Consider the following 20,999-nt stretch of genomic DNA (forward strand, 5'->3'; position numbering starts at 1 on the left):
TTCCATGTCCTCGCCAATTTATGCAATCGGTGACATCCACGGCCAGCTCGGCATGCTGCAGGTTGCGCTGTCGCGGATCGAGGCCGATGGCGGGCCAGATGCAAAGATTGTGTTTCTGGGTGACTATGTCGATCGAGGCCCGGACAGTCGTGGTGTTCTGAACCTGCTGATCGAAGGCCAACAGACGGGGCGGAACTGGGTCATGGTCAAGGGTAACCACGACCGCATGATGACTCGCTTCGTGCAAGAGCGCGAGATTGCAGATAAGCAACTGCCCGTCACGCTGAACTGGCTGAACCCACGGCTGGGTGGTCGGGATACGCTGGCCTCCTATGGGGTTGAAGTCACGGACAATGACCGCATCTATCAGGTCCATGAACGGGCCTGTGCCGCCGTACCGCCAGCACATCTGGATTTTATCAACGCTTTGCCAGTTTACCATCAGGAGGATGAACTGCTGTTCGTCCACGCTGGCATCAGGCCCGGTCTTCCACTGTCGCAGCAATCCGAAGATGACCTGGTTTGGATACGGCAGGAATTTTTGGTTGAATCTGGCCCGCACCCCTGGCTGATCGTGCATGGTCACACCCCTGTGGATACGGCGGAACATTGCGGCAATCGGATCAATTTGGATGCGGGCGCGGGCTATGGTCATCCGTTGGCCACTGCCGTGTTCGAGGGCCGTGATTGCTGGTTGCTGACCGCACAGGGGCGCGCGCCGCTGAGACCTAGTCTTCGGTAAACAGGTCTTTGTAAGCTTCGCGTAGCGCGTTTTTTTGCACTTTGCCCATCGTATTGCGCGGCAATTCGTTCAGCACGATCAGCTTGCGGGGATGTTTGAATCGCGCCAGTTGGGTCTGCGCGCTTGCCATGATGGCCTCGAGGTCGGGCGACTTGTTTGGTTCGGCTACCAACAGGCCCAACACGGTTTCGCCGAAATCCGGATGGGGCACGCCGATAACTGCGCTTTCCAGAACACCGAGCTGGTCGTCCAGCACCAGTTCGACCTCTTTGGGATAGATGTTGTACCCGCCCGAGATGATCAGGTCCTTGCCGCGTCCGACGATATGGACATAGCCGTCCGCGTCCACACGTCCAAGGTCGCCGGTGATAAAGAACCCGTCCTCGCGCAACTCTGCTGCGGTCTTCTCGGGCATTTCCCAATAGCCCTGAAAGACGTTGGGGCCACGCACCTCGATCATGCCGATTTCGCCCTGTGGCAAGGTTTCACCCGTCTCAGAGTCGGTCACTTTGAGCTCAACGCCCGGCAAGGGGAACCCCACGGATCCGGCGCGGCGTTCACCGTCATAGGGGTTCGAGGTGTTCATGTTGGTCTCGGTCATACCGTAGCGTTCAAGAATGCGGTGCCCGGTGCGGGCCTCAAACTGCTGATGCGTTTCGGCCAGCATTGGCGCCGAACCCGAGATGAACAGCCGCATATGACATGCCAGATCGCCGGTGAACCGGTCGTCATCCAACAGACGGGTGTAGAAGGTCGGAACCCCCATCATCGCGGTTGCATCAGGCAAATGCCGCAGTACCTCATCCAGATCGAATTTCGGCAGAAAGATCATCGACCCGCCCGAAGCCAGTACCACGTTGGTTGCCACGAACAGCCCATGAGTGTGAAAGATTGGCAGAGCATGCAGCAACACGTCATCGTCGGTAAACCGCCATTCCCGTACCAATGTTTCGGCATTCGACAGCAGATTGGCCTGTGACAACATCGCGCCCTTGGATCGGCCGGTCGTGCCGGACGTGTACAGGAAGGCGGCCAGATCATCCTCGGTGCGGTTGACCGGCTCGAAAGCAGGCAGCATACCCAGCGCACGCCGCATCAGGCTGCCGGATCCATCAGCGTTTAGCGTTTCAAGCCGTGCCTTCTGGGCGGCGGCGGCGGGTGCCAAACCAGCCCTATTTACATCATCGCAGACCACCAGCGCAGCGCCGCTGTTTTCGATGAAATAGCTCAGTTCGCTGACCGTATAGGCAGTGTTGAGTGGCAGAAAAACCAGACCGGTCTGCACACAAGCAGCAAACAGCGCAAGCGCTTCGGGCGACTTTTCCACCTGAACCGCAACTCGTTGTCCGGGTTCGAGCTCAAAGCCGATTAGGGTATTGGCCAACCGAGATGCCATGTCCAGGAAATCAGAATGGGTCAGCACCTGACCGTTGGGCAGATGCAGGAAAGGCGTCTCTTTGCCCGCGTGTATGCCAAACAAGCGATCGTAAAGCGGGTTGCCCATCTACCAAGGTCCTTTCTGTCCAGTCCCGGCGAATCTGTCTTGGAATGGCGTGCTGGTAAAGCCCTGAATGGCGCAATCGGTCGCCGTTCTGTCCGCATGATGTGCCAGAGGTTGCTGCGGACAAACTGTCTTCTGGCGATCGGGGGCTATCTGCGTTAATCGCAGGTGAATTCGCCGGAGATAGACTATGTATGTTGCCACCCTGTTGACCAATCCCGAAACGCGCGCGCTGGATTTGGCGCTGGTCGAGTCGTTGCGGAATGCCTGGGGCGGGGCCGAGATCATCTGGCTCAGCCCGGATGAGGCGGCAGAGTTCGCGCTGCAGGACCTTCCGGGCAACCAGTGGGATGTCTGGGGTGATTTGCAGAAGCTTGGCGTTGACCTGATCGTGCAGCCTGCCGAGGGGCGGCGCAAAAAGATGCTGTTGGCGGATATGGACAGCACCATGATCCAGCAGGAATGCATCGACGAATTGGCGGATGAGGCCGGTGTCGGCGACCGCGTCAAGGACATCACCGCCCGCGCAATGAATGGCGAATTGGATTTCGAAGGCGCGCTGACCGAACGGGTCGGGTTGCTGAAAGGGTTGGATGAGGCCGTGATCGGCAAGGTTCTGGCCGAACGCATCACCTTGATGCCCGGTGGGAAGGAGCTGGTCGCGACGATGCGCGCCAATGGCGGCTATGCGGCACTGGTCTCGGGCGGGTTCACGGCGTTTACTGCCAAGGTGGGCAGTGAATTGGGGTTTGACGAAAACCGTGCCAACACTCTGCTGGCCGAAAACGGCAAACTGACCGGCGATGTGCAGCGACCGATTTTGGGACGACAGGCCAAAGTTGATGCTTTGGAACAGATCACCGCGCGTCTGGGCCTGTCCGAAAACGATGTGATCGCTGTGGGTGACGGGGCAAATGATCTGGGCATGTTGGGCCGGGCCGGAACCGGGGTTGCGCTGCATGCAAAGCCTTCGGTCGCGGAACAATGCGAAGTGCGCGTCAACCATGGCGATTTGACCGCGCTTTTGTATCTGCAGGGCTATGCGCGGCAGGAATTTGCCCAAGCCTGAAAACCGGGGCTTTCCTTTATTTAACAAAAATGTTAAACAGTGGTCATGAATACGCTTCTGACCACATTCTCCGCATTGTCCGACGCCACGCGGTTTTCCATCGTTGAACAGTTGATGCAGGACGGAGAGCAGCCCGCGGGCGACCTGATCGAAGGGCGCGGCATGTCGGGTGCTGCGGTCTCGCGCCACCTGAAGGTTTTGCGTGAGGCCGGGCTGGTTCGGCAACGGGTGCAGGGCACCCAGCGGATGTATTCGATCCGCCCCGAAGGTCTGTACGCGATCGCGGAGTGGACCATTTCGAAACGACAATTCTGGGAAAGCAGTCTGGATCGTCTGGGCGATGCTATTGAAAGGGATACCTCATGGCCGATCTAAAGCTGGAGCGCACGTTCCCGATACCGCCAGAGGATCTGTTTGCGTGGATCAGTGTCGCAGAACGGCTGTTGCAATGGTGGGGCCCCGAAGGGGTGCATGTGCCCGAACATACTCTCGATTTTTCGCGCGTTGGTCCGTGGTATTCTGTCATGCAGAATGGCGAGGGCCAGCGGTTCAAGGTCTCGGGCCATGTGACCCATGTCGATCCGCCCAATTCGGTTGGCTTCACCTGGGGCTGGCATGACGATCAGGATCAGCGCGGGGCCGAAAGCCATGTAACGCTACGGATCGAAGCCGCAGGCGGCGGCGCTCGGCTGGTGGTCGATCACCGCGACCTGGGCGATGACGAGATCGCCGCAAACCACGAGAAAGGCTGGACCTCGACGCTGAATAAGCTGGCCGGTCTGGTGCAATAAGTTTTCATCTGGGAGGAAAGAAATGCCACAGTTTCTGTTTGTCTATCACGGCGGGACCACGCCATCGGACCCGGCCGAAGTCGAAGCAACCATGGCCGCCTGGGGCGCGTGGTTTCAGAATATGGGCCCGTCACTAGAAATACCCGGCAACCCGGTGGGCCAGTCCTATACCGTCAGCTCGGGCGGTGTGGTCGACAATGGCGGTGCCAACCCGGTATCCGGCTTTACCGTGATCAAGGCCGACAGCATCGACGCCGCCAATGAAATGGCCAAGGGATGCCCCATGGTCGTAAACGGGTCAGGCTCGGTCGAGGTGGCCGAGATTCACGAGATTGAGATGTAGCGGCCCTAGCCGGGGAAACCCGGCGCGGGTCGGATCACGCCACATTCCAGCCCGCGACGGCTGTATTGCGTGGCGTTCATAAAGGTGCGGGTGGCCGGGTGATCGGCCTCCAGTACGCCGAGGCTGACCAGAATGGCAGCAATGGCGCATTCGCTGGCACGGGTGGCGCCATCGGTGATCTTCAGCGCGACGCCCATGCGTTTTTCAGGGATGATGGCGATGAATACGGCCTCGGCCCCGGTCTTGATCGCGGCGCGCCCGTTCATGGCGCGCATCAGCTCGGTACAGGCGCGCGTCTCTCCGGCCACCAGCTCGGGATGTTTGATCATCGCCGCGGTCAGGTGTTGTGCCGCATCGCTGGCCCGGTCCGACCGGTCCGCCGCCGAGGCAAACCACGCCATCGACCGTGCCATCCCCACCAGCGAGGTGGCAAAGTTCGGGGCGGAACAGCCATCGATGCCATAGCCAGGGCTGGTTTCGCCGGTGGTTTCTTCCAGCGCGGACAAACAGGCCTGTTGAACCGGGTGGTCGATTTCAAGATATTCCGGCCCGGCGCCCATATGCTGTGCTACCGTCAAAAACCCGCAATGTTTGCCCGAGCAGTTGTTGTGGATCTGACAGGGCGTGTCGTCGGCAAGTATCAGCCCGTCGCGCGCCGCCATATCCTGAGGCTCTTGCGGCCCACAGCGCAAATCGGGTTCAGCCAGGCCCAGATGGTCCAACCAGGACGTTACCCTGTCTGTGTGAATATGCGCGCCGTTATGCGAGGCACAGGCCAATGCCAGATGCTCGCTGTTCAGCCCGTATTTCGCGGCCGCCCCCGATGTAATCAACGGCAGGGCCTGTATCATCTTGGCCGAAGACCGGGGGTAGATTATCGCCTCCGGGTCGCCCCAGCTGCGCACGATCTGACCAGTGTCATCACAGATAACCGCATGTCCCATATGCAGGCTTTCCAGTAAAGGCCCCCGCCATAGTTCGGTCATTGCTACAGGCTGCGTCATCGGGACCCTCCTAAACATGCGCAAAAAACTGCCAACCGCCCTTTCGCCTATGGCGAAACTTGCGATAGTGTGTGTATGTCGGCAATCACCGGAAGACGCAACTTACAGACGAACCGTCAGGGTTCGCGAGCCATTCCGGTGGGTATGAGGTATTAGGTCGAGCTAGGAGGCTGGACAGATGGGATCAAAGCTCGTCCGCGTAATCGCGGGCCTGTGCGTGGCAGGGATGACAACGGCTGCAACCGCTCAGCAGGCAGACAGCACCAATAGAGTATCCGTAAACACCGACTGGAGTGTGTTTGTGGAAGAGGACCCAACCGAATGCTGGAGCGTTGCAACGCCGGATGAAACCGTCAACACGCGCGGCGGGCGCGTTGTTTCGGTGAGGCGCAGCGACATCCTGCTGTTTGTCGTATTCAGACCTGATCCCGATGTGAAGGGGCGCGTTTCATTCACCGGGGGCTATCCGTTTGCCGCGGGATCGACCGTATCTGTATCCATCGACGGTAACAGCTTCGAATTCAGCACCGAAGGCGAATGGGCCTGGCCCGCGTCAGAGGGTGATGACCAAAAAGTAATCGCTGCCATGAAAAGCGGTACCGAAGCAGTGCTGACCGCCCGGTCCGAACGCGGCACTCAGACCAAAGATACTTTCTCATTGCTGGGCTTCACAGCCGCTTTAGACGACGCCGAGAAACGCTGTACCAACTGAGCGCGCCAGCGCTCGGGCATTGGCCAGGCTCGCAAAGTGGTGCCAGTTTCGCAGGATAGGACCGCCCTCCTTCATAGCTTAACTTAACGTCATCTATAAATTTGATCTGCGTCAATGCTCCGCGCTCTGAAATACTGAACTAATCGGTTCAAGCAGAGAGAAAAGGAGAGCATCGATGCAGAAGAAAGTTTTGGGCCTGTTTGTGCTGACCGCCGTCGTATTGCTGAGCGCTTGTGATAAATCCGCTGAGACATACCCGGTTTCGGGAGAGCAATGTGGGCCAAACGATCCGGTCAAAACGCTGGACGCCGAGGATTGCTTTATTCCACCAGCAGGTGCGTGATCCAATACGGCTGGCCTGGAAACGTCCGGGCGGCATAAGAGTACGAATGACCGCGGGGTTGATCCCCGCGGTTTTTTGTAACCTCTGGCGTCGCTGTGCTAAGCTGAACGCGTTAGTCTAACGACCCTTCGAGGAGTATGTCATGCGTTTGGTGATACTGGCTGTTTTAACCCCCACGTTGGCTGTGGCGGATCCTGCAATGGAATGCACGAACGCAAGTTCACAAGTCGAAATCGGATCTTGCGTTGCCAGTATGGAAGCGGGAGTTGAGGCCGCGCTGACCGATAGTTTTGGCTTTGCCATGGATGCAGCCAACGCGTTGGACGAGGTGACCGGACGGCCAAGCGCGGCGCCTGCGATGGAGGCGGCGCAAAGCGCCTGGGTCGGGTATCGTGATGCGCAGTGCGAGGCGGTCGGCGCGTCTTTTGGTGGTGGGTCGGGAACCGGCATTGGTATCACCTCTTGCCGGATTGAATTGGGGCGCCTGCGGATTGACGAATTGCTGCGTTTTGCAAATTAGGCGCGACGAATTCTTTTGATCTTTGCGAGCAGTCCTATATAGAGGCGCATTCCAAGCCAGAATCTTCGAGACCCACCTATGTCGCCCAAAGCGCCGATCACTCAAGACGTCATGACCATCCCCCGCAAATTGCCGGAGGGGAAGCTGAACCTTGTCGGGTTGACCCGGGATCGCCTGCGCGAGACCCTGATCGAACACGGCACGCCTGAAAAACAGGCCAAGATGCGCACGGGCCAGATCTGGCAGTGGATTTACCAATGGGGTGTGCGCGACTTTGCCGAGATGACCAATCTGGCCAAAGCCTATCGCACCCAGCTGGCCGAGCATTTCGTGATCGAAATCCCCGAGGTTGTGACCCGACAGGTGTCCGAGGATGGCACACGCAAGTATCTGGTCCGTATTGCTGGCGGCCATGAGGTCGAGGTGGTCTATATTCCCGAGGACGATCGCGGCACGCTGTGTATCTCGTCTCAGGTCGGTTGCACGCTGACTTGTTCCTTCTGCCATACAGGCACGCAGAAACTGGTGCGCAACCTGACGGCGGCGGAAATTGTCGGTCAGGTGATGATGGCGCGGGATGATCTTGACGAGTGGCCGGTACCGGGTGCGCCCAAGGACGAAACCCGCCTGCTGTCGAACATCGTTCTGATGGGTATGGGCGAGCCTCTTTACAATTTTGAGAACGTCCGCGACGCGATGAAAATCGCGATGGACCCCGAAGGTATCTCGCTGTCTCGCCGCCGGATTACCCTGTCGACATCGGGCGTGGTGCCCGAGATTGCGCGTACCGCGAAGGAAATCGGCTGCCTGCTGGCAATTTCGTTCCACGCGACGACCAATGAAGTCCGCGATGTGCTGGTGCCGATCAACAAACGCTGGAATATCGAAGAGTTGCTGCAGGCTTTGGCCAGCTATCCCAAGGTTTCCAATTCGGAACGGATTACGTTTGAATACGTGATGCTTGATGGTGTGAATGACAGCGATGAGGATGCGCATCGTCTGATCGAACATATCAAGCGCTACAAAATCCCGGCCAAGATCAATCTGATCCCGTTCAACGAATGGCCCGGCGCGCCGTATAAGCGCAGCTCAAACAATCGTATTCGGGCTTTTGCCAATATCATCTATCAGGCCGGGTATGCCTCGCCCATCCGCAAGACGCGGGGCGAGGACATTATGGCGGCCTGCGGTCAGCTGAAATCGGCCACCGAACGCGCCCGTAAATCGCGCAAGCAGATTGAGGCCGAGGCCGGTCTCGACCGCGGATAAGCGGCTGAATAGAAGGGCGTCGCAAAATTAATTTTTGGGGCGCTGTCTATCGAATGCAAAATTTGATATGTTTCATTGGCTAGGTGTGGATGCACCAGGCTCACTTGCGCACAATAGGGTGAGTTCGGTGGCTGGCATGTGGCAAATTCGTTCACGGCGGCTACCTTGTATTTCAGCTCCGTGTGCCGATTGCGGCATAACAGGTTACGAGTTGGGTTATCTCGATGATGTTTCGATTGAAAATTCCGTACTTTAATTTTGTTTTAGTTTTGGCTTGTGCGGCCGTCGCCGTAACTGATGCTGTTGCGCAGTCAAATGATGAGGATGCTCATCTGGCTATCGAAAATCCGGCTGATCTGACCAAGGACGACGCGCGTGAAATTTATGACTCGTTGCAGCGCCGGATGGCACGCGGCTATGCCGCAGCGCAGTTGGATCTGCTTCTGAATTACCAAAACTGGCCGCTGTACAACGATGCGCCCTATATATCTGAAACCCATGGTCGGCGATTTGTGAACAGCTATGCAAACCGGATGGCGTATAATTATGCAACCCTGACGGAAGGCGAAAAGCTTCCGGTGGGGTCTGTGCTGGCCAAGGACAGCGTGACCGTTACGGATGAGGGGAAAAGCCATCCCGGCGCGATGTTCGTCATGCAGAAACTGGCCGAGGGCGCCAACCCTGCTACGGCTGATTGGCGTTATATCATGGTCATGCCGGATGGGTCATTGTTTGGGGACACGATGGGGGATCGCGCCAACGCAGTTGCGTATTGCCACGATTGCCACGAGGCGGTTGCCGACCGAGATTACACATTCTTCGTTCCCGAAGAATATCTGGTCGACAATTAGGCCTCTCTCACCCAAATCTCGCGGTGCCGATCACTTTGATCAGTTGCTGACGAACCGGATCTGGCTGCGCTGCGACGGCGTTCAGGACCTCTCGAAGTTCTGCGCGCAACCCATGCATCTGGTCGATCAGGGAAATCATCATCGACACTGCGTCTGCCTCCATTTCGTATTGGTCGTGCAACTCGCAGGCCAACTCCAGCCGGGCAACGTCGAGGCTGTGATAGACCAATCCGCGATCTGTTTGTTCGGGGATCACGATTTCGGCGGCCAGATATTCTGTCAATCGGGTCGAAGTCAGCCGGGCTACGGCGGTGATCAGTTCCTCTTCGGTCAGAGTGCGGGTCATGACGGCATTCCTTTGCGTGGGTCATAGCGGTGGGTTTCTCGCCATGAATCCATAAATTGCCTCAACTCATCATCGATTTGATCGGGCATTGAAATGGTCAGCTCGATCAACTGGTCGCCCCGTTCGGCCGAGCCGCGCTTCTTCACGCCCTTACCCCGCAAGCGCAGGGTTCTGCCGCTGCTGGTTCCCGCCGGGACGGTCACGTTTACACCCCCATCGATCGTGGGCGCCGCCACTTTGCCGCCCAGCACCGCCTCATCAATCGTGATGGGCAGCGTGATGTGAATGTCATTTCCCTGACGGTCGAATACCGGATGATCCGCGACTGATACTGTCACCAGCGCATCGCCGCGCGGCCCCTCACCATAGCCAGCGGCACCCTTGCCCCGCAGGCGAATGGTCTGACCGCTTGTGATCCCTGCGGGTATCTTGACCTCGATCCGGTCCCCATCCGGCAGGGTCAGTTTCTGGCTGGCGCCGAATACCGCATCCAGAAAGCTGATCTGAAGCGTGAAGTTCAGATTGTGGCCGGGCGCGTGAAACTCGCGGCCGCCTTGCCCACCAAATCCGCCGCGACCCCGCATGAATTCAGCAAAAATGTCCGACATGTCGTCCGGGTCCGTCGCCTGCCCGCGATAGGGGTTGCCGGCGGCTTCGGCGTAATCGCGATAGTATTGCTGTTGCGGGCGTTCCTGTCCCGAGGCATCAATCTCACCATTGTCATAGCGTTTGCGCGTCTCAGGATCTTTCAACAGATCATAGGCTGCAGCGGCGGCCTTGAACTTGGCTTCGGCCTCGGCGTCCCCGGGTTTCAAGTCCGGGTGGCATTCCTTGGCAATGCGCCGATACGCTTTTTTGATTTCAGCGTCGCTGGCATCTTTGGCCACGCCAAGTGCGGCATAGGGATCGTCGCTCATCTCACCTCTCATGGATGGGGGAAGGGCTGATCATGATGAAGGTATTTTATCACGTGATTTCAACAGGTCAAAAAGAACCGGTGGCTAAATTGGTTCGCAAGTTTCGTAATCTCTGATACTATCAGGCTGTTTCATATTGTTCATTGACGGAGATTAGCCGATGACGCGCAGACTTAAATCGGTTCTGGCCTTGCTGGCGGGCAATGCCATTGGGTTAATGTTGGCCGCTTTGCTACTGACCGGTTTTGCAATCAAGCCGATTTCATTCATCGTTGTGGTGATCGTATTCACGCTGGTGCAGGTGGTGGCCGAGCCGCTGATCCTGAAGTTGGGTGAGAAAAGGGCGCCTTCGTTGAAAGGCGGGATCGCGTTGATCGTGACCTTTGTCGGCCTGCTTGTGACCGATCTGGTGACCAATGGGCTGACGGTTGGCGGAATTTCCAACCTGCTGGCTGCGACACTGCTGGTCTGGCTGGGCGCGCTGATCGCCAGCGTCGTGCTGCCGATCTACGTGTTCACCGAGCTGCGCACGCCCAAAAAGTAATTACAGTGCGTTCAGGCTGGCATCGATTGCCTGCCAAAGCTCAACCACCGGCTCGCATCCCACGGACAGACGGACAAAAGCGGGGTCAACGTCGTCGCCCCAACGGGCGCGGCGCTCGGCCGAGCTATGGACGCCGCCAAAAGACGTCGCAGGGCGCAGCATTGGACAGGTGTTGATGAAGGTTTCGGCCTTGGCCTGGGTTTCCAACGTGATCGAAAGAAGGAATCCGAACCGCGTGGTCTGAGCCTGTGCCAAGGTGTAGGATGGGTCACCTGGCAGGCCGGGATAGCGGATGTCTTTCACATACGGATGCGCCGCCAACCGTTCTGCCAACACCTGGGCCGAGCTGCACATCCGGTCGAACCGAACATCCAGTGTTTCCAGCCCACGATGCAGCAACCAAGCCTCATGCGGGCCGGGGATCGCGCCAGAGACACGCCGCCATTCCTCGACCCGCTCCATGACATCTGTATTGCGGCTGGCCACATGGCCCATCAGCAGATCGGAATGCCCGCCCATGGCCTTGGTGTCAGAGGACACGACGATATCTACGCCCATATCCAAAGGACGCTGGCCCAGTGGTGTCATGGTTGTGTTGTCAGCAATGGTGATCCCACCAGCTGCGCGCACGGACGACGCGATGGCTGGCAGGTCCATCATATCCAGGCCAGGGTTCGAGGGGCTTTCGACAAAGACCACATCGAAGCCGTCGAACCCACCTTCGGAAAAGGCGGTTGTCGGGCGTTCTGTCACTATGACACCCAGACCTGACAGAAATCGGTCGGCCAGCACGCGGGTGACGTAATAGCCATCCGACGGGATTAGGATGCGCGACCCGGCTTTGACCGTGGCAAACAACGCGGCCGAAATCGCCGCCATGCCCGACGGGAAAGCCAGGCAGGGGGCGTCTTCAAGATGGGCGAGAACCTGTTCCAGATGTTCCCAGGTTGGGTTGTTGACGCGACCGTAGAAATCATGCCCGTCCGGCGCGCCGGGCAGGTGGAACATACTGCTTTGGGTCAGGGGCAGGGCCACGGGCTCGCCCTTGGTCAGTGCGTTGCCCCGCAGATGCAGCATCTCGCCGGTCTTGCGCCCCATCGTTTAGCGCCCCGGTATTTCGTCACGGGGCGGGGTGGGTTCCCATTTCTCGATTATGTCGACCGCCTCTTGCGCGGTATCGACGAACCGGAACAGGTCCAGATCCTCGTCCGAGATGGTGCCGGCGTCGGCCAGCGCCTCCCAGTTGATGACCTTTTCCCAGAACGCGCGACCGAATAGCAGGAAGGGCACACGCTCCATACGGCCGGTTTGAATCAGGGTCAGGGACTCGAACAGCTCATCCATGGTGCCAAAGCCGCCGGGGAAGATGGTGATGGCGCGGGCGCGCATCAGGAAATGCATCTTGCGGATGGCGAAATAGTGGAAGTTAAAGCTGAGCTCGGGCGTAACGTACAGGTTCGGTGCCTGTTCATGCGGCAACACAATGTTCAGGCCGATGGAACAGCCGTTCGCATCCTGCGCGCCGCGGTTGCCAGCCTCCATCACGCCGGGGCCACCGCCGGTGACGATTACATTCTCGCGCCCGCCGGTTTCGTTCGATTTCTCGGTCATCAACCGGGCAAACTCGCGCGCTTCGTCGTAATATTCCGACAGCCCGGCCAGCGTTTCCGTCCGCGCGGTGTGTTTCTGTGACGGCTCAGGGATACGCGCGCCGCCGAACATGACGATGGTCGAGGTGATCTCACGCTCCGTCATGATCATCTCGGGCTTGAGCAGTTCCAGCTGCAGGCGCACAGGGCGCAGCTCATCCCGGCACAGGAAATCCTCATCGGCAAAGGCAAGGCGATAGGCGGGTGAGCGGGTTTGCGGGGTGTCGGGTACCTCGCTTGCGGTCGAACGGTCGGTCTGCGCGTCGCGAAACGGGCTGAGGCGGTCTTCTCTCATGGGGTAACGATCCCTGCTTGCGTGTTTTCCAAACAGCTATAGGGTTCGGGCGCAGAGTGCCAGTCACGGAAAGATGAGAATGAATTGGAAGAGCGAAATACTGGCGGCACAGCACCGCATAACCGGCTATGCACAAGTGACGCCAGTCACGGAAAGCCGTGTCTTGGGTCTCGATTATTCGGTGGAAATGAAGCTGGAGCATATGCAGCACACCGGCAGTTTCAAGGCGCGCGGGGCGTTTAACACTCTGATCAGTTCGGATGTGCCCGAGGCTGGTGTTGTGGCCGCATCGGGCGGCAATCATGGCGCAGCCGCAGCCTATGCGGCACAGGCGCTAGGCTATCCGGCCAAGATTTTTGTCCCGGAACTGGCAGGGCCGTCCAAGATTGCGCTGATTGAACAGGCAGGCGCAGATCTGAGCGTGGTGCCGGGAGAATATGCCAACGCTCTTGCTGCGGCGCAGGCGTATGAGGATGCGTCGGGCGCGATGCAGATCCATGCCTATGACGCGCCTGCAACCGTTGCTGGACAGGGCACTTGCTTTGCCGAGTGGGAGGCGCAGGGCCTGCAGGCCGATACCGTATTGATCGCGGTGGGCGGTGGCGGCCTGATCGCCGGGGCGCTGGCCTGGCTGCAAGGCACGCGCAAGGTCGTGGCGGTTGAGCCAGAAACCTCCTGCGCGCTGAATGCAGCCCTGCAGGCGGGAGAACCGGTGGATGTATCCGTCTCGGGCATTGCGGCAAATGCGCTGGGCGCGCGGCGGATCGGCTCGATTTGTTTCGATCTGGCACAGGGCGTACAATCAGTTCTGGTCAGTGATGAGGCCATCGCGAAGGCGCAGAAGGCCCTGTGGCGGGCGCATCGGATTCTGGTGGAACCGGCAGGCGCAACCGCCTTGGCTGCGCTGCTTTCGGGGGCTTACACGCCAGAGCCGGGCGAGCGGGTGGCGGTGCTGATCTGCGGCGGAAATATCTCACCGGACCCTCTGAACGGCTGAAACCGCAACAAACAGCCGCAAAGCGTGCGCTCAGCGTCGCATTGCAGCCAGTCCGTCGCTTGCGTATAGGCAACACAAGCGTGAACAGAATCTGCAGGGAGCCGCCAAATGTCCAACGCGCAACTGGAAGCCGCCATCGAAGCCGCCTGGGAGGCGCGAGATGCCATCACCCCCGCCACCACCGGCGAGACTCGCGAAGCGATCGAAGATACGCTGAACGCGCTGGACAGCGGGTCGCTGCGGGTGGCGGAAAAGCAGAACAGCGGCGACTGGCATGTGAACCAGTGGGCGAAAAAAGCGGTTCTGCTGGGCTTTCGCATCAAGGATATGGAAATCCAGACCGGCGGCGCTCAGGACGGCGGCTGGTGGGACAAGGTGGACAGCAAGTTCGCGGGTTGGGGTGAAAACCAATGGCGGGCCGCTGGCTTTCGCGCGGTGCCGAATTGCGTCGTTCGCAAATCCGCCTTTATTGCGCCCGGCGTGGTTCTGATGCCGTCATTTGTGAACCTGGGTGCCTATGTGGACGAGGGCACAATGGTTGATACTTGGGCCACCGTCGGTTCATGCGCGCAGATCGGCAAGAACGTCCATCTGTCGGGCGGTGTTGGGATCGGCGGCGTTCTGGAACCGATGCAGGCGGGTCCGACCATCATCGAAGACAACTGCTTTATCGGCGCCCGGTCCGAAGTGGTCGAAGGCTGCATCGTGCGCGAAGGCTCGGTTCTGGGCATGGGCGTGTTCATCGGCAAATCGACCAAGATCGTCGACCGCGAAACCGGCGAGGTCACCTATGGTGAAGTTCCGCCCTATTCGGTGGTTGTTGCGGGCTCGATGCCGTCCAAGAACAACATCAACCTCTACTGCGCCGTGATCGTGAAACGGGTGGATGAAAAGACCCGCTCGAAAACCGGGATCAACGAGCTGCTGCGCGACTAATACTGGGCGCGGATCAAACAAGGGGGCTGCAGCGCGATCCGCTGCGGCCCTTTTTTGTTATCGCTTACCCTTTGACCGGATAGCGGTCCGGTTCTTCGAACACATCAATGACGCGCGACCCGGCTTTGATCTTGCCGCCATGCTCCACTCCTGCGGGGATCGAATAGCTGTCACCGGGGCCATAGCTCTTGGTTTCATCGCCAATGGTCAGCTCAATCTCACCTTCGACCACAGTTCCCCATTGTGCCAGATGGGAATGAAGGGGCAGTTCGAAATCCTGAAGAAAGGTAAAAAACGCCACCAGCCCCGCGTCTGATCTGATCACGGCCGTTTGCACCACATCTTCGGGGAAGGGCACGTCGAGGCTTGGGAATCCTGTGATGAAATCCGGATAAGTCATGGCAACGTCCTTTTGTGATCGGTGTCAGGTTACTGCGGGCACTATGGCGGCACAGGCGATCCACTGCAATTCCCCGGCTGCTTGACCGCAGGCAGGTGCGCGGCTATGGCCCCTTGCATGGAAAAGCAAAAGAAACCTTCGCGTCAGCAGGTCTATACCCTGCTTGTGCTGATCGGTCGCAAGGATGGCGATGGCCTGCCCGACGGCGCAACCGGGGCGGCATTGATGTGTTTTGCCAGCGGCGTCGACGAGGCCGAGGCCGTGCGCGAAACGGTGGCGATCCTGAAACAGGCAGATACCGCGCCTTTGGATGTCACAGGCTATGGCACTTTGGCTGAACGTGAAGCGCAAGGTCACGAGATCGACCCGGATGAACGGGCCCTGATGCAGCGCGCGCTGGATGAAAATGCAGTGATCGTGGCGCAGATGACCCCGTTTTTCGGGGATGAAGAGACGGCTTAGTTCCGCGCCCCAAACCACTTGCGATAAATCTCGTCATAGGTGCCGTCTTCGCGCAGCGCCAGCAGCGCCTGGTTGACGTCTTCGACCAGCGGGGACCCGGTGGGGAAGGCAATGCCGTAATTCTCGCGCAGGAATATACCGCCTGTCATCGAGGCAATCCGGCGGCCTTCATGGGCGGCGAAATAGGACAGGATCGGCGCGTCGAACACGATGGCGTCCAGTTCCTCGTTGCGAAAAGCTTCAAGCATGGGGTCGAGCCCATCATAGTTGGTAAACTCGATCTCGCGGCGGTTCAGAAAGTTAGCAGCGGTTGAATTCGAGATTGTTCCGACCTCTTTGCCGTAAAGGTCATTTATCGAATTCACGCTGCCACTGATTGCATCCACTGTCATGACCGAGGTGATCCGCGCAGTGAAGACCGAGACGATAAACAGCGAAGATACAACCAGCACTACACCCAGAATTCGACCAAATGGCGTGCGCGGCATTCGTTCCTCAAACCCGCCATTGACCACCAGATTCAAGGCCCACCAGAATGAGGGGAACCAGGCCTCGTCTAGCTTGCGGTCGAAATAGGGCTGCGAGCGGCGCTCGAACACCCACATCAGCATGCCGCCGCCAAGAAGGATGGCAAAGGCAAGCCCGATAGCAATGAACAATTCGCGCGACAGTAACGCATGTAGCAGTGACGGGCGGCGCACCGCGTCCGATGGCACCATGATCTGCAAACCAGCCTCGAAAATCGGCTGGCTGAAGTCCATCTGCGTTTCTCGCGAGGCAGTGATCGAGATATTGGCGATGGCCAGATCTGCGGATCTGTTCTGCACTGCGCCCAGCATGTCGCCAAAGGCGTCGGAACGTTGGATGGAATAGTCCCAATTCAGGGATTCAGCCAACGCCTCAAGCAGGTCCATCGAGAATCCGGTTTGGGCTCCATCTTCGACAAAAGAAAACGGAGGCCGTGTCACGGTCGAAACCGTCAGCGTCTGGGCCTGGCTTTGCTGGCCGAGAACGGCGAAAGTCAGGCAGATCAATGCGAAAAGAGCACGTGTCATCGTAAAATCACCTGTTTCGCGGCCCTCTAGCGCATATTCGAACCGGCAGACAAGGCAATCGCAGCGTAAGGCCCCATGTTTTCCGGGGGTGTCAGTTCGATACAAGGTGGAAAAAGCCCGCGGTTTCTGGCCTGTTGGGGTTGGCAATCGGGCCAATTCGTTGAATCTGTGCACGAACCTGAAAGAAATTTTATGGAAAGGGCCCACCATGACAGATCCGATTGCGTTGACGGCCGACCTGATCCGTTGCCCATCGGTCACACCTGAAGAAGGCGGTGCCCTTGTCCTGCTGCAGGATGTCCTGTCACAGGCGGGGTTTGATTGTACCCGTGTTGATCGCGCCGGCATCAGCAATCTGTTTGCGCGATGGGGTGCAAAAGGTCACGCCCGAAGCTTTGGGTTCAACGGTCACACCGATGTTGTTCCGGTGGGCGACGAGGCCGCTTGGACCACACCGCCTTTCGGGGCAGAAATCCGGGAAGGGTTCATGTATGGACGCGGGGCCACTGACATGAAATCAGGTGTGGCGGCCTTTGCAGCGGCGGCAGTGGATTTTGTACGCGACACGCCGCCCGACGGGGCGATCATCCTGACGATCACGGGTGACGAAGAGGCTGATGCGCTGCATGGCACCACCGCCCTGCTTGACCATATGGATCAATGCGGCGAGCGGATGAGCGTCTGCCTGGTCGGTGAACCCACCTGCCCGAACAGGATGGGTGAAATGATGAAGATCGGCCGTCGCGGCTCGATGACAGCCTGGTTTACCGTAACAGGTGTGCAGGGCCATTCGGCCTATCCACACCGGGCAAAGAACCCACTGCCCGCCATGGCCCGGCTGATGGACAGGCTGGCCAGTCACGAGTTGGACCGGGGATCAGATCATTTTGACGCCTCGACACTGGCGGTTGTGGCGATCGACACGGGTAATTCCGCCACAAATGTCATCCCGGCACAGTGCAGCGGGACCGTGAACATCCGGTTCAACGATCTGCATTCCGGCGCCAGCCTCAGCGATTGGCTGCAAGCGCAGGCGCGCGATGTAGCCGCCGCGTTTGGCGTTGATGTTGATGTGCGTATCAAGATATCGGGCGAAAGCTTTCTGACCCCTCCTGGCCCTCTGTCGGAATTGGTGGCCAAATCGGTTGCGGCTGAAACCGGGGTCACGCCCGAGATGTCAACAACCGGGGGTACTTCGGACGCGCGTTTCGTCAAGGATCATTGTCCGGTTGTCGAATTTGGTTTGGTCGGCAAAACCATGCATCAGGTGGATGAATGCGTTGAGGTGGCGCAGATTGAACAGCTCAAGGCGGTCTATACCCGTATCCTGACCGACTATTTTTCCTGATTCATGCAGCGCACCCTGGTGATCATGGTGAAAGAACCGCGCCCGGGCCGTGTCAAAACCCGGTTGGGGCGCGATATCGGTATGGTCGGTGCGGCGTGGTGGTTTCGGCATCAGACCCGCTCTTTGATCCGGCGCCTGCGCGATCCGCGCTGGCAGATCGTGCTGGCGGTCTCGCCGGACCGCGAAGGGCTGACCAGCCGCATCTGGCCCGCTGATCTGCCACGTGCGCCACAGGGGCGTGGGGATCTAGGCGATCGTATGGGGCGGATGCTGCGGGAAATGCCAACAGGGCCAGTCTGCCTGATCGGTGCGGATATCCCAGGGGTTACACGGGGGCATATCGCGCGCGCGTTCCGGGCATTGGGGCGCAACCAGATGGTGTTTGGTCCGGCCCCGGATGGCGGATATTGGCTGGCCGGGGCGCAACGCATTGGTGCCCTGCCGCACAGCCTGTTTCAAAACGTGCGCTGGTCGACGGAACATGCGCTGGCCGACACGCTGGCCTCGATCCCCGGATGCCGGGTGGCGATGCTGGATCAGCTGCGTGATGTCGATACGGTTGCCGATCTGCGAGCCTGACCCTTTTTGGTCATGACGCCGCCGCATCTCCGTGATAGGCCGAAATCATGACTCGCATCCCTACCAAGCAAGAGGTCGTCGATTGGATCTCGGCGAACCCCACCCTGACCTCGAAACGCGACATTGCTAAAGCCTTTGGCATCAAGGGCGCGGATCGGATCGACCTGAAACGGATCCTCAAGGAACTTGAGGCCGAAGGGCATCTGGAAAAGCGCAATCGCAGCTATCGAGACCCGGACCGGTTGCCGCCTGTCAGCGTGCTGCAGGTGAAGGCCCCGAACGCCGATGGTGATCTGTTCGCACGGCCCTTGGAGTGGCATGGCGAAGGGGTCGAGCCGGTTGTTCTGATGATCACCCGCGCCAGCGATCCTGCGCTGGGTGATGGCGACCGCATTCTGGCCCGTCTGACCGTGGTGCATGAGGAAGACCATAATTACGAGGCCCGCCTGATTCGCCGGATCGGAACCAACCCGCGCAAGATCGTTGGTATCTTCCGCAAAGGGACCGAGGGCGGACGGATCGTGCCCATCGACAAGGCCGGACAGAACGAGTGGCTGGTCAATGAAGGTGCGTTGCTTGGTGCAAAAGACGGTGAGCTGGTCGAGGCAGAACAGGCCGGGCCCAAAACCCGCATGGGCCTGCCACGTGCCCGCATTGTCGAACGGCTGGGCGACCCGTCAGCCCCCAAGGCCGTGTCGCTGATCGCCATTCATCAGCATGGCATTCCCGATGACTTCCCCGACACGGTGATTGCCGAGGCCGACAAGGCCAAACCCGCTGGTCTGAAAGGGCGCGAAGACCTGCGCGATATGCCGCTGCTGACCATCGACCCCTCGGATGCGCGCGATCATGATGACGCCTGTTATGCGCATGCGGATGAGGATACGAAGAATCCCGGTGGACATGTCATCTGGGTCGCTATCGCCGATGTTGCCGCCTATGTGCAGCCCGGTACCGCTCTGGACCGCGAGGCGCGCAAGCGCGGCAACTCCAGCTATTTCCCTGACCGTGTGGTGCCAATGCTGCCGGACCGGTTGTCCGGTGATTTGTGTTCGTTGCACGAAGGCGTCCCGCGCGCGTGTATCGCCGTGCGGATGCAGATCGACGCCGAGGGCAACAAGATCGGCCACCGGTTCGTGCGGGGGCTTATGCGCTCCGCCGCCTCGCTGCATTATGCCGAGGTGCAGGAGGCCATCGATGGTGCCCCCAATGACCGCACCGGGCCTCTGTTAGAGACCGTATTGAAGCCGCTCTATGCTGCTTATGCTGCACTGAAAAAGGCGCGGGGTGTGCGGCAACCGCTGGAACTGGACCTGCCGGAACGCAAGATTATCCTGAGCGATACGGGCGATGTTCAAAGCGTGGCGTTCCGCGACCGTCTGGACGCGCATAAGCTGATCGAAGAGTTCATGATCCTCGCCAATGTCGCTGCGGCTGAAACCCTGATCGCCAAGCGCCGCCCGCTGCTGTTCCGTGTCCACGAAGAACCAGCACCCGAGAAGCTGGAAAGCCTGCGGGAAACGGCTCAGGCGGCGGGGTTGAATTTGGCCAAGGGGCAGGTGTTGCAGACCCGCCACCTGAACGCACTGCTGAATGCGGCTGCGGGCACCGAGGATGCAGAGTTGATCAACCTGACCACCCTGCGGTCGATGGCGCAGGCCTATTACAACGCTGAAAATTTCGGCCATTTCGGGCTGGCGCTGCGGAATTACGCGCATTTCACCTCGCCCATCCGGCGCTATGCCGACCTGATCGTGCACCGCGCGCTGATCTCGGCCCATGGCTGGGGTGCCGATGGGCTGACCGAGGATGAGATCGCCCGGCTGGACGAAACTGCCACTCATATCTCGGATACCGAACGCCGCTCGATGATGGCGGAACGGGATACGACCGACCGGTATCTGGCGGCTTATCTGAGCGAGCGTGTTGGGACTGAGTTCTCGGGTCGGATCAGTGGTATCGCCCGGTTTGGGGCTTTCGTGAAAATGGACGAGACCGGCGCGGACGGTCTGGTACCGGTGCGATCCTTGGGGCGCGAGTTCTTCCATTTCGACCGCGAGGCCGGAACCCTGATGGGGTCGGACACCGGGCTGATCATAGCCATCGGCCAACGCGTCACCGTGCGTCTGACCGAGGCGACACCTGTGACGGGCGGGCTGGAGTTGGAGCTGTTGTCGATCGACGATCAGGCCCTGCCGACGGGGCGCGGAGGGGCATCCAAGCGCCCAACGCGACGCAAGGCAGTCAGCACCAAGCGCAAGAAGGACAAGATCAAACGCAAGGTGGAACGCAAACGCCGTCAGAAGTGAGTTCGCATCTCGGGAAC

The 20,999-nt window shown here is 59.2% G+C and carries 25 protein-coding genes; 17 read left to right on the forward strand and 8 right to left on the reverse strand.

Annotated features, from left to right (window positions below; all coding sequences use genetic code 11):
* Positions 1 to 4: 4 nt before the first annotated feature.
* Positions 5 to 742, forward strand: a complete 738-nt coding sequence (locus AC2FFF_RS10475; protein WP_281973029.1) for a metallophosphoesterase family protein — start codon at positions 5 to 7, stop codon at positions 740 to 742.
* Here AC2FFF_RS10475 and AC2FFF_RS10480 read toward each other — a convergent pair.
* Positions 729 to 2,246 (reverse strand): malonate--CoA ligase, encoded by a 1,518-nt coding sequence (locus AC2FFF_RS10480; RefSeq protein ID WP_281973030.1) that lies wholly within the window; start codon positions 2,244 to 2,246, stop codon positions 729 to 731. The two genes, AC2FFF_RS10475 and AC2FFF_RS10480, sit on opposite strands and share 14 nt — an antisense overlap.
* Before the next feature lie 187 nt (positions 2,247 to 2,433).
* On the opposite strand from AC2FFF_RS10480, the gene serB reads away from it, so the two are divergent.
* Genes serB through AC2FFF_RS10500 form a run of 4 tightly spaced genes read left to right on the forward strand, consistent with a single transcriptional unit; the run spans position 2,434 to position 4,446 of the window.
* Entirely contained in the window at positions 2,434 to 3,312 is an 879-nt protein-coding gene (serB, locus tag AC2FFF_RS10485) for a phosphoserine phosphatase SerB (RefSeq protein ID WP_281973031.1), read from the forward strand.
* Between the two features lie 45 nt (positions 3,313 to 3,357).
* Positions 3,358 to 3,687 (forward strand): ArsR/SmtB family transcription factor, encoded by a 330-nt coding sequence (locus tag AC2FFF_RS10490; protein ID WP_142637223.1) that lies wholly within the window; start codon positions 3,358 to 3,360, stop codon positions 3,685 to 3,687.
* Positions 3,675 to 4,103 (forward strand): SRPBCC family protein, encoded by a 429-nt coding sequence (locus AC2FFF_RS10495; protein WP_271949551.1) that lies wholly within the window; start codon positions 3,675 to 3,677, stop codon positions 4,101 to 4,103. Before AC2FFF_RS10490 ends, AC2FFF_RS10495 begins: the two co-directional genes overlap by 13 nt.
* Before the next feature lie 22 nt (positions 4,104 to 4,125).
* Positions 4,126 to 4,446: a YciI family protein gene (locus AC2FFF_RS10500; protein ID WP_142637219.1), complete on the forward strand. Its 321-nt coding sequence runs from the start codon at positions 4,126 to 4,128 to the stop codon at positions 4,444 to 4,446.
* 5 nt (positions 4,447 to 4,451) lie between these two features.
* Here AC2FFF_RS10500 and AC2FFF_RS10505 read toward each other — a convergent pair whose 3' ends face one another.
* Entirely contained in the window at positions 4,452 to 5,450 is a 999-nt protein-coding gene (locus tag AC2FFF_RS10505; protein WP_281973032.1) for an asparaginase, read from the reverse strand.
* A gap of 178 nt (positions 5,451 to 5,628) precedes the next feature.
* Between AC2FFF_RS10505 and AC2FFF_RS10510 the strand changes: the two genes are divergently transcribed.
* From AC2FFF_RS10510 to AC2FFF_RS10530, 5 genes are all read left to right on the forward strand, one after another.
* Positions 5,629 to 6,162, forward strand: a complete 534-nt coding sequence (locus tag AC2FFF_RS10510) for an invasion associated locus B family protein (RefSeq protein ID WP_142637215.1) — start codon at positions 5,629 to 5,631, stop codon at positions 6,160 to 6,162.
* 175 nt (positions 6,163 to 6,337) lie between these two features.
* Positions 6,338 to 6,505 (forward strand): hypothetical protein, encoded by a 168-nt coding sequence (locus AC2FFF_RS10515; protein WP_185956689.1) that lies wholly within the window; start codon positions 6,338 to 6,340, stop codon positions 6,503 to 6,505.
* Between the two features lie 142 nt (positions 6,506 to 6,647).
* Positions 6,648 to 7,025, forward strand: a complete 378-nt coding sequence (locus tag AC2FFF_RS10520) for a lysozyme inhibitor LprI family protein (RefSeq protein WP_281973033.1) — start codon at positions 6,648 to 6,650, stop codon at positions 7,023 to 7,025.
* A 78-nt stretch (positions 7,026 to 7,103) separates the two neighbouring features.
* The gene (rlmN, locus tag AC2FFF_RS10525; RefSeq protein WP_281973034.1) at positions 7,104 to 8,294 is read left to right on the forward strand and encodes a dual-specificity RNA methyltransferase RlmN; all 1,191 of its coding nucleotides are present in this window, start codon (positions 7,104 to 7,106) and stop codon (positions 8,292 to 8,294) included.
* A gap of 224 nt (positions 8,295 to 8,518) precedes the next feature.
* Entirely contained in the window at positions 8,519 to 9,145 is a 627-nt protein-coding gene (locus tag AC2FFF_RS10530) for a cytochrome P460 family protein (protein ID WP_496702772.1), read from the forward strand.
* A 7-nt stretch (positions 9,146 to 9,152) separates the two neighbouring features.
* Here the strand turns inward: AC2FFF_RS10530 and AC2FFF_RS10535 are convergent, their stop codons facing one another.
* Both AC2FFF_RS10535 and AC2FFF_RS10540 read right to left on the reverse strand, forming a co-directional pair.
* Complete coding sequence (locus tag AC2FFF_RS10535) at positions 9,153 to 9,491, reverse strand: hypothetical protein (RefSeq protein WP_281973035.1); 339 nt, start codon at positions 9,489 to 9,491, stop codon at positions 9,153 to 9,155.
* On the reverse strand, positions 9,488 to 10,408 hold the full coding sequence (locus tag AC2FFF_RS10540; RefSeq protein ID WP_271949567.1) for a DnaJ C-terminal domain-containing protein: 921 nt from the start codon (positions 10,406 to 10,408) through the stop codon (positions 9,488 to 9,490). Before AC2FFF_RS10540 ends, AC2FFF_RS10535 begins: the two co-directional genes overlap by 4 nt.
* A gap of 160 nt (positions 10,409 to 10,568) precedes the next feature.
* Between AC2FFF_RS10540 and AC2FFF_RS10545 the strand changes: the two genes are divergently transcribed.
* A complete protein-coding gene (locus AC2FFF_RS10545) occupies positions 10,569 to 10,952 on the forward strand; it encodes a hypothetical protein (protein WP_142637207.1) in 384 nt (127 codons plus the stop codon).
* Here AC2FFF_RS10545 and AC2FFF_RS10550 read toward each other — a convergent pair whose 3' ends face one another.
* Positions 10,953 to 12,050 carry a cystathionine gamma-lyase gene (locus tag AC2FFF_RS10550; RefSeq protein ID WP_496882933.1) on the reverse strand — a complete coding sequence of 366 codons (1,098 nt, stop codon included), beginning with the start codon at positions 12,048 to 12,050 and terminating at the stop codon, positions 10,953 to 10,955.
* Between the two features lie 3 nt (positions 12,051 to 12,053).
* A complete protein-coding gene (locus AC2FFF_RS10555; protein WP_142637203.1) occupies positions 12,054 to 12,896 on the reverse strand; it encodes an LOG family protein in 843 nt (280 codons plus the stop codon).
* Between the two features lie 79 nt (positions 12,897 to 12,975).
* Between AC2FFF_RS10555 and AC2FFF_RS10560 the strand changes: the two genes are divergently transcribed.
* Positions 12,976 to 13,893, forward strand: coding sequence for a serine/threonine dehydratase (locus AC2FFF_RS10560; protein WP_496882934.1), 918 nt, complete (start codon positions 12,976 to 12,978; stop codon positions 13,891 to 13,893).
* Positions 13,894 to 14,001: 108 nt separating this feature from the next.
* Positions 14,002 to 14,829 carry a 2,3,4,5-tetrahydropyridine-2,6-dicarboxylate N-succinyltransferase gene (gene dapD / locus AC2FFF_RS10565; protein WP_281973038.1) on the forward strand — a complete coding sequence of 276 codons (828 nt, stop codon included), beginning with the start codon at positions 14,002 to 14,004 and terminating at the stop codon, positions 14,827 to 14,829.
* 64 nt (positions 14,830 to 14,893) lie between these two features.
* Here dapD and AC2FFF_RS10570 read toward each other — a convergent pair whose 3' ends face one another.
* Positions 14,894 to 15,229 (reverse strand): cupin domain-containing protein, encoded by a 336-nt coding sequence (locus AC2FFF_RS10570; RefSeq protein ID WP_142637196.1) that lies wholly within the window; start codon positions 15,227 to 15,229, stop codon positions 14,894 to 14,896.
* A 117-nt stretch (positions 15,230 to 15,346) separates the two neighbouring features.
* Between AC2FFF_RS10570 and AC2FFF_RS10575 the strand changes: the two genes are divergently transcribed.
* Entirely contained in the window at positions 15,347 to 15,691 is a 345-nt protein-coding gene (locus AC2FFF_RS10575) for a DUF8846 family protein (protein WP_281973039.1), read from the forward strand.
* On the opposite strand, the gene AC2FFF_RS10580 is transcribed toward AC2FFF_RS10575, so the two are convergent.
* Positions 15,688 to 16,746, reverse strand: a complete 1,059-nt coding sequence (locus AC2FFF_RS10580) for a transporter substrate-binding domain-containing protein (protein ID WP_142637194.1) — start codon at positions 16,744 to 16,746, stop codon at positions 15,688 to 15,690. The two genes, AC2FFF_RS10575 and AC2FFF_RS10580, sit on opposite strands and share 4 nt — an antisense overlap.
* Before the next feature lie 208 nt (positions 16,747 to 16,954).
* Here AC2FFF_RS10580 and dapE point away from each other — a divergent pair, with 208 nt between their 5' ends.
* From dapE to rnr, 3 genes are read left to right on the forward strand one after another with little or no spacing between them, the layout of a single operon-like run.
* On the forward strand, positions 16,955 to 18,094 hold the full coding sequence (dapE, locus tag AC2FFF_RS10585) for a succinyl-diaminopimelate desuccinylase (protein ID WP_142637192.1): 1,140 nt from the start codon (positions 16,955 to 16,957) through the stop codon (positions 18,092 to 18,094).
* Positions 18,095 to 18,097: 3 nt separating this feature from the next.
* Positions 18,098 to 18,673, forward strand: a complete 576-nt coding sequence (locus AC2FFF_RS10590; protein ID WP_281973040.1) for a TIGR04282 family arsenosugar biosynthesis glycosyltransferase — start codon at positions 18,098 to 18,100, stop codon at positions 18,671 to 18,673.
* Between the two features lie 47 nt (positions 18,674 to 18,720).
* A complete protein-coding gene (gene rnr, locus AC2FFF_RS10595; protein ID WP_496882935.1) occupies positions 18,721 to 20,982 on the forward strand; it encodes a ribonuclease R in 2,262 nt (753 codons plus the stop codon).
* Positions 20,983 to 20,999 lie beyond the last annotated feature (17 nt).

Source organism: Ruegeria sp. YTSA226 (genome assembly GCF_059609905.1).